At 69.7% G+C, this 7,458-nt stretch carries 10 protein-coding genes; 8 read left to right on the top strand and 2 right to left on the bottom strand.

The window, feature by feature from the left end:
* Positions 1–213, bottom strand: a 213-nt coding sequence (locus tag ACMUOO_RS15665; protein WP_413855699.1) for a DUF983 domain-containing protein, incomplete at its 3' end; no start/stop codon positions are given.
* 201 nt (positions 214–414) lie between these two features.
* On the opposite strand from ACMUOO_RS15665, the gene ACMUOO_RS15660 reads away from it, so the two are divergent.
* From ACMUOO_RS15660 to ACMUOO_RS15645, 4 genes are all read left to right on the top strand, one after another.
* Entirely contained in the window at positions 415–1,119 is a 705-nt protein-coding gene (locus ACMUOO_RS15660) for an EF-hand domain-containing protein (RefSeq protein WP_301919553.1), read from the top strand.
* Positions 1,120–1,226: 107 nt separating this feature from the next.
* Entirely contained in the window at positions 1,227–1,811 is a 585-nt protein-coding gene (locus ACMUOO_RS15655; protein ID WP_301919552.1) for an RNA polymerase sigma factor, read from the top strand.
* Positions 1,798–2,187 carry a hypothetical protein gene (locus ACMUOO_RS15650; protein ID WP_301919551.1) on the top strand — a complete coding sequence of 130 codons (390 nt, stop codon included), beginning with the start codon at positions 1,798–1,800 and terminating at the stop codon, positions 2,185–2,187. Before ACMUOO_RS15655 ends, ACMUOO_RS15650 begins: the two co-directional genes overlap by 14 nt.
* Before the next feature lie 2 nt (positions 2,188–2,189).
* Positions 2,190–2,678 (top strand): periplasmic heavy metal sensor, encoded by a 489-nt coding sequence (locus ACMUOO_RS15645; protein WP_301919550.1) that lies wholly within the window; start codon positions 2,190–2,192, stop codon positions 2,676–2,678.
* 36 nt (positions 2,679–2,714) lie between these two features.
* Here the strand turns inward: ACMUOO_RS15645 and ACMUOO_RS15640 are convergent, their stop codons facing one another.
* Positions 2,715–4,088: a diguanylate cyclase gene (locus ACMUOO_RS15640; protein WP_301919549.1), complete on the bottom strand. Its 1,374-nt coding sequence runs from the start codon at positions 4,086–4,088 to the stop codon at positions 2,715–2,717.
* Between the two features lie 89 nt (positions 4,089–4,177).
* Here ACMUOO_RS15640 and ACMUOO_RS15635 point away from each other — a divergent pair, with 89 nt between their 5' ends.
* The 4 genes from ACMUOO_RS15635 to ACMUOO_RS15620 all read left to right on the top strand — a co-directional run.
* Positions 4,178–4,474 carry a DUF3572 domain-containing protein gene (locus ACMUOO_RS15635; protein WP_301919548.1) on the top strand — a complete coding sequence of 99 codons (297 nt, stop codon included), beginning with the start codon at positions 4,178–4,180 and terminating at the stop codon, positions 4,472–4,474.
* Positions 4,475–4,561: 87 nt separating this feature from the next.
* On the top strand, positions 4,562–5,266 hold the full coding sequence (locus ACMUOO_RS15630) for an HAD family hydrolase (protein ID WP_301919547.1): 705 nt from the start codon (positions 4,562–4,564) through the stop codon (positions 5,264–5,266).
* A gap of 112 nt (positions 5,267–5,378) precedes the next feature.
* Positions 5,379–6,932 carry a trimethylamine methyltransferase family protein gene (locus ACMUOO_RS15625; protein ID WP_301919546.1) on the top strand — a complete coding sequence of 518 codons (1,554 nt, stop codon included), beginning with the start codon at positions 5,379–5,381 and terminating at the stop codon, positions 6,930–6,932.
* A 66-nt stretch (positions 6,933–6,998) separates the two neighbouring features.
* Positions 6,999–7,458, top strand: a 460-nt coding sequence (locus tag ACMUOO_RS15620) for a heme NO-binding domain-containing protein (protein ID WP_413855698.1), incomplete at its 3' end; no start/stop codon positions are given.

The following is a 7,458-nucleotide window of genomic DNA, read 5'->3' as shown; positions in this document are numbered from 1 at the left end:
GTGTCCGACGATGAGGATCGTGAGATAGGCCGGCCCGTCGTCCGCCCTGTGGTGGCGAAGTTCTTCGCCGCAGGCCGGGCAGGCGTCGCGGACCTTGAGGTATCCCCGGAACATCGCGCCCTTGCCGCAGGCCGGACAGCGGCGGAGAAACCCGCGCAGCATCGCCGGGCGGGCCGGGCGGTCGTCGTGGCGGTCGAGGGCTGCGTCGGTCATCGGGCGTCTCCTGGGCGGATGAGCGCCGTGTAGCATCGCCGGGCACGCGGCGAAAGCCCGCAGCTTCGGCGTGCGGCGGTCGCCTCAGCAGGGGGTACGCGATCGCCGCGACGGAACCTCCCGCTTCTTGCGTGAGAGCATCAGAGGCCGGTCGTGGAGGCGGGCCCGGAAGACTTGAACCGCGAAAGAAAGGACTTCGACATGGTTTCCAGATCGCTTCTCGCCGTGCTCGCGCTCACCGCCGGGGCTGCGGCCCTTGCGACGCCCACTGTGCTCTCGGCCTTCGACCGGGGCGGCATGCGGGGCGGCATGATGGACGGAGGAATCGGCGGCGCTCCCTGGGCGGACTTCGACTTCGCCGGCGCCGACAAGGATTCTGACGGCAAGATCACCCGCGACGAACTCACCGCCTACCGGCAGTCGAACCTCGCCGGAATCGACTCCGACGGCGACAAGATGATCAGCGCGGCGGAACTCGCCGCGAAGATGACCGTCCGGATGCAGGCGCGGATCGAGGCCATGGCCAAGGAGCGGGTCGAGGCGCAGGACGTCGACGGTGATGGCAAGCTTTCGGTCGAGGAACTGATCGCCCCGCCGATGGCCGGGCGTCTCTTCGACCGGGCTGACGCCGACGGCGACGGCGCGGTGACCGAGGCCGAGCTTCAGGCCATGCGCGACCGCATGGGGGGCATGATGGGTCGAGGCGGAAACGGCCAGCGGGGCCAGGAAATGCGGGGCCACGGAATGCGGGGTCACGGGATGCAGGGCCAAGGGATGCAGGGCCAAGGGATGGGCCAGGGCGGCTGGTTCGGTGATGACGACCGGGGCTATGGCATGGGACAGGGCTACGGCATGGGACCGTGTCGTACGCAGGGCGGCACCACGAACGACGGGGCCGGTCAGTAACGGCGACGGGCCCCGGCCCGCGGCCGGGGTCCGGATCGGCGGTGCGGCGCCTGCATCCCCGCGCTTGGGGTTTGCGGCGCCGGTCGTTCCGGTCTAGCCATGACCTCATGCCCATGCCGCTCGACCTCGACGACCCACGGTCCGACGATGCGCTCCTGGCCCTCTATGGTCGGGGCGACGGTGCTGCCGCACGGATACTGGCGCTGCGCCTCACACCCCTCGCCCTGCGTGTCGGCCAGCGGATGCTGGGCGACGCCGCCGAGGCGGAGGATCTGGCGCAGGAGGCGATGCTGAGGCTCTGGCGCGCCGCGCCGGGATGGCAGGCGGGAGGGGCGAAGGTCTCCACCTGGCTCTACCGGGTGGTGATGAACCTGGCGACAGACCGGCTCAGGCGACGCCGGACCGTGCCGCTTGACGACGGGCCGGAGCCCGAGGACGGGCAGCCGGGGGCGGTCGCGGGGCTGATCGAGGCCGAACGCGCGGCAGCACTCGAAGCGGCGCTCATGGCCCTGCCCGACCGGCAGCGCGAGGCCGTCGTGCTGCGCCATCTCGAAGGGCTCGCCAACCCCGAGATCGCCGAGATCATGGGCGTGGGCGTCGAGGCGGTGGAAAGCCTGGTCGCGCGCGGCAAGCGGGGACTGGCGCAGAGACTTGCGGGGCGGCGGGAGGAACTGGGATATGACGGGGATTGAGATGGACCGGGACGACGATCAGCTGGAAGACTTCTTCGCCGCGGCGCGTCGTGCCGCGGCGGTGCCGTCGGAGGCACTTCTGGCCCGCATCATCGCGGATGCGGAAGATGCAATGCCGGTCCGGACCGCGTCGCGAGACCCGGCGCGCGTCGCACCGGCGCGCGCCGGCCTGCTCCGCTGGCTTGGCGCCCAGGCCGGCTGGGGTGCGCTCGGCGGGCTTGCAACCGCGACCGTCGCCGGTCTCTGGTTCGGTTATGCCGGGCTCGGCGAGACGGGTCCGCTTGCGGGGCTGGTCGGGGCGGGGGCGTCCGTCGGCGCCACGGAACTCCTGCCGGGCGGCGACACGATCCCGCTTCTGCCGGGATGGGAGGGCTGACCATGGCGGAACCGGAAACGCCGAAGGCCACCGTTCCCGCGCCGACCGTTCCGGGCGGGCGGTGGAAGACCTGGGCGCTTGTCTTGTCGCTGGGCGTGAACCTCTTTGTCGCCGCTGCGGTCCTCGGCGCGGGCCTGCGCCACCACCGCGAGGTGCGTGACGTCGGTTTCGGCCCCTTCACCGAGGCCCTGACACGCGAGGATCGCATGGCGCTGCGCGATGCGTTCATGGCCGCCGCGCCCGATGTCGGAATGCGGCGCCGAACTGCGGCCGAGGACGCGGCGCAACTCGCCGCGGCACTCCGGGCCGATCCCTGGGATGCGGCGGCGGTCGAGGCGCTTCTGCTGCGCCAGGGGGCGCGGGCTGAGGAGCGCTTCGCTCTGGGCCGGCGGCTCTTCCTCGAACGGCTGGGGCAGATGACGCCCGAGGCTCGGGGGGCGTTGGCCGACCGTATCGAACGCATGCTGGACCGCGGCCGGAAGGGGGAGTGAGCCCCCGCGCGGAGGCGATTGCGCCCCTTCGGCCGTTCAGGCCGCGGAGCGGCAGATCGTGACCTGGTTCCGCCCCTCGGCCTTGGAATCGAGAAGTGCCGTGTCGGCGAGGCCGATCAGCTCCTCCACCCCTCGGGCGCCGCGTCCGCCGAGGGCAAGCCCGATGGATATCGTCACCGAAACGCCGCCGCCGTCCTTCAGCCGGACCGGCCGTTCGCCGACCACGCGGCGAAGCCGCTCGGCAGTCGCCCGCGCGGCCTCGAGCGTGGTGTCGGGCAGCGCCACGAGAAACTCCTCGCCGCCGATGCGCGCGATGAGGTCCACCGCCCGCAGGTTCGACCTGAGCCGCTTGGCCACCTCGACCAGTACTGCGTCGCCGGCGGCGTGGCCGAGCGTGTCGTTGATGGCCTTGAAGCGGTCGAGGTCGAGCAGCATGACCGCGAACTGCCGCCCGGTTATCTCCGCGCGCTCGGCGATGCGCGCCAGATGCGGCAGTGCATAGCGGCGGTTGTGGAGGCCCGTGAGCGGATCGGTCATGGCCTGACGAAGCCCGTCTGCGACCGACGCGCGCAGCCGGTCGGACTGCCGCTTGCGCGCGATCTGGGTGGTGATCCGGTGCGCCATTTCCGCCGGATCGGCACGCTCCTCGATCAGGTCGGCCGCGCCGAGGTCGAGCGCCACGGCCGCCACTTCCCGTCCCTGCGCGGGCAGCATGACGCAGACCGAGGAATAGCGCGTCGCCGCGCGCGAGCGCAGTTCCGACATGAGCCTGAGCCCGTCGCCGGCCCGGCCGAGATCGGCGGCGACCACGAAGACATCCGGCACCCTGCCGCCGGCGAAAGTGCCGAGCGCCGTTTCCCGGTCGAGAACAAGGACTCGGTCGTCGAGATGGCCCTGCAACTCCCGCTTCCACGCGAGCGCCGTCTCGGCCCGCCCGGCGACGAGCCCGACGAGCGCCTGGCCCGCGAATTCCTTTGCGGCCTCGGCGAACCCGAGTTCCCGGTAGGTGCTGTCGCGCAGTCCGAGCTGTTCGGCCGTCTCGCGCGCCCGGAGCAGGCTTCTGAGCCGCGCGAGCAGCACCATCTCGTCGATCGGTTTCCAGAATACCTCCTCGGCGCCGGCCCTCAGCGCCTCCATCTTTCGGGCGCTGTCGCGGAAGGCGGTGATCATCACCACCGGGATGTCGCGCGTCGTGGGGTCTGCCTTCAGCGCTTCGCAGACGGTGATTCCGTCCATGTCAGGGAGTTCCACGTCGAGAAGCACCAGATCGGGCCGCAGCGACCGTGCGAGCGCCAGCGCCTCGCGGCCGCTTGCCGCCTGCACGGTCTCGTAATAGGCGGCGGCGAGCTTCACCTTCAGCACGATGCGGTTAGTCGCGACGTCGTCCACAATGAGAATCTTGCCGGCCACGGGCGGGCCTCCGTTCGCTTTACTTCACCGATCCTTCCACTCATCTTTCGTTTGCAATGGTTAAGAAATGCTTTCCGCGAAGGTAACGAATGCGTAAGAGCGGGCCTGCGGGGCCGGAATTTGCCGAAACGCTGGCGCTCAACGCGCTGGCCTGGCTCGTGGGGAACGACGAACTGCTGCCGGTCTTCCTCGGCGCGACCGGGACCTCGGCCGGGGACCTTCGCGACCGGGCAGCCGAGCCGGATTTCCTCGTCTCGATGCTCGACTTCCTGCTGATGGATGACGCCTGGATCGTCGCCTTCTGCGACGCCGCAGGCTACGCCTACACCGATCCTCTGGCGGCCCGTCAGGCGCTGCCAGGCGGGGCCGAGAGGCACTGGACCTGACCCATTGCGCCCGGTCTCCAAAGCGGCGAAGGTCGCGCCGCCAAGGCTCGGGTGGCCGGGACCGGGCGCGCAAGAATGGGGACGGGAATGTCGGCAATCCGCGGGCTTCTATTCGACAAGGACGGCACGCTCTTTGACTTCCGTGCGACCTGGGGTGCGTGGTCGCGCCGCCTGCTCGTCAATCTCGCGGAAGAGGCGGGAGTGGCGCCCGAGGTCCTCGGCCGTGCGGTCGGCTACGATATTGCGACGGGCGCCTTCGCCAGCGACAGTGCCGTGATCGCCCATCCCGTGCCCGAGATCGCGGCGCTCCTGCTGCCGCATCTTCCCGGGATGGCGCCGGACGCCCTCGTCGCGCGGATGAACGCGCTCTCGGCCGAGGCGGAACTGGTACCTGCGGTACCGCTGCCGCCGCTCTTCGAGCGATTCCGCGCCATGGGGCTGAAGATCGGGCTTGTCACCAACGACGGCGAGGAACCGGCGCGCGCGCATCTCGCCTGGGCTGGGGTGGAGCGCCATTTCGATTTCATCGCCGGCTTCGACAGCGGTCATGGCGCCAAACCGCAACCGGGGCCGCTACTGGCCTTCGCCCGCGCCATGGGGCTGCCCCCCGCCAGCATCGCGATGATCGGTGACAGCCGGCACGACCTCCTGGCCGGCCGTGCCGCCGGAATGCCGACCGTCGCAGTGCTCACCGGCGTGGCGGAAGCCGCGGAACTCGCATCCGTCGCCGACGCGGTGCTGCCCGACATCGGCCATCTGCCGGACTGGATTGCCGCCCGCGACGCCGCCTAAGTCTGCGGTCGCGCAGCGTTGGCGGTTCAAAAACGACGCATTCCTGTCGCAGCAGACGGCGAAGCGCGCGGATCGCGCCCCATGCTTGGGCGACCGGCAACGGAGGGCGGCGATGGGAAGCGAACAGAAACGCAGGCGGGCAGGGGGGCGGGCCGGCCATGCCGAGCGTGCCGGCGTGCGTGCGATCGAGCAGATGCCCTGGCGCATCCCCGTGAACCCGGACCGGCCCATCGAGCCCCTCGACGAGGCGGGCGTGCAGTCCATCCACAAGGGCGCCATGCGCATCCTCAAGGACATCGGCATCCGCTTCCTGAACGAGGAGGCGCTGGCGCTCTTCCGTCAGGCCGGGGTGCGGGTGGAGGGCGAGACCGTCCGGATGGACGAGGATTTCGTGATGGAAATGATCGGCCGGGCGCCGCGCCGCTTCACCGTCACGCCGCGCAACCCGGACCGGACGCTGACCTTCGGCGGGCGCGAGATCTATTTCGGCAACGTCTCCTCGCCGCCGAACTACTGGGACCTTGCCCGGGGCAAGGTGCCGGGGTTCATGGAAGGCTTCCGCGACTTCATCAAGCTGACGCAGTATTTCAACTGCATCCATTTCGCCGGCGGCTATCCGGTGGAGCCGGTGGATGTCCACCCCTCCGTCCGCCACCTCGACTGCCTCTATGAAAAGCTCACCCTCACCGACAAGGTCTGCCACGCCTACTCGCTGGGAAAGGAACGCGTCGAGGACGCGATGGAGATGGTGCGGATCGCCGGCGGGCTCAGCCACCAGGACTTCCGGGCAAGGCCCCGGATGTTCACCAACATCAACTCCGTCTCGCCCCTGAAGCACGACTTCCCGATGATCGACGGGGCGCTGAGGCTGGCGCGCGCCGGGCAGTTGGTCGTCGTGACGCCCTTCACGCTCGCGGGCGCGATGGCGCCGGTGACGATGGCGGGCGCGGTGACGCTCTCCATCGCCGAGGCGCTCAGCGCGATCGCGCTCCTGCAATACGCCGCGCCTGGATCGCCCGCGATGATCGGCACCTTCACGTCCAACGTCGACATGAAGTCCGGTGCCCCGGCCTTCGGCACGCCCGAATACATGCGCGCCACCCAGATGACCGGGCAGCTGGCGCGGTTCTACGGTCTGCCCCTGCGCTCCTCCGGCGTCTGCGCGGCCAATGTGCCCGACGGCCAGTCGATGTGGGAGACGTCGAACTCCCTCTGGGCGGCGATGCAGTCGGGCACAAACATGGTCTACCACGCCGCCGGCTGGCTCGAAGGCGGGCTGATCGCCAGCCCGGAGAAATTCGTGATGGACTGCGAGATGGTGCAGATGCTGCAGCGCTACATGGAGCCGCGGGTCTGGGCCACCGGGCCGGAGGACATCGCGCTGGAGACCATCGCCGAGGTGGGTCCGGAAGGACATTACTTCGGCTGCCAGCACACTCAGGACCGCTACAGCACCGCCTTCTATGCGCCCTTCGCTTCCGACTGGCGCAATTTCGAGGCCTGGCAGATCGACGGCGCGGTCTGGACCGCCGAGCGTTCGCACCGGATTGCCAAGGCGATCCTCGCGGAGTTCGAGGCACCGCCGATGGACGACGCCGTGAGGGAGGAGCTTCGCGCCTTCGTCGCCCGCCGGAAGGAAGAGGGTGGCGCGCCCACCGATTTCTGAGCAATTGCAGCGCTTCGGCCTTTCTTAACGACCCTTCGCGTAGCCTTTCAGCGTGAAGGAGTGCCCATGCACGGTCTTGTCAACCGTTCCATCGAGTGTTTCCTGCGGGACACCTACGGCCCTGGGATATGGGCCGGCGTGGCCGTCGACGCCGGGCTCGATCCCCAGGGGTTCGAGGCCCTGGAACTCTACGACGATGCCGTCACCGATGCCGTTCTCTCCGCCGCCATGCGCCGTCTCGACAAGCCGCGGGAGGCCTTGCTGGAAGACTTGGGGATATACCTCGTCGGGCTCGAACCTCTGCGCCGCCTGCTCCGCTTCGGCGGTGAGAGTTACGAGGATTTCCTGCATTCGCTCGACGAACTGCCCGACCGGGTGCGCCTTGCCGTGGCCGACCTTCACCTTCCCGAACTTGCGCTCGAAGGGATCGGACCCTCGCGCTACCGGCTATGCTGTGCCGGCACTCAACCGGGGTTCGGCGCCGTCTTCGCCGGCATCCTGCGTGCCATGGCGGACGACTACGGCG

It is taken from the genome of Albidovulum sp. (genome assembly GCF_041919395.1).
Lineage (GTDB): Bacteria > Pseudomonadota > Alphaproteobacteria > Rhodobacterales > Rhodobacteraceae > Albidovulum.
Note: the sequence above shows the minus strand (reverse complement) of the source record. Positions and strands in the feature narration are given on the sequence as shown.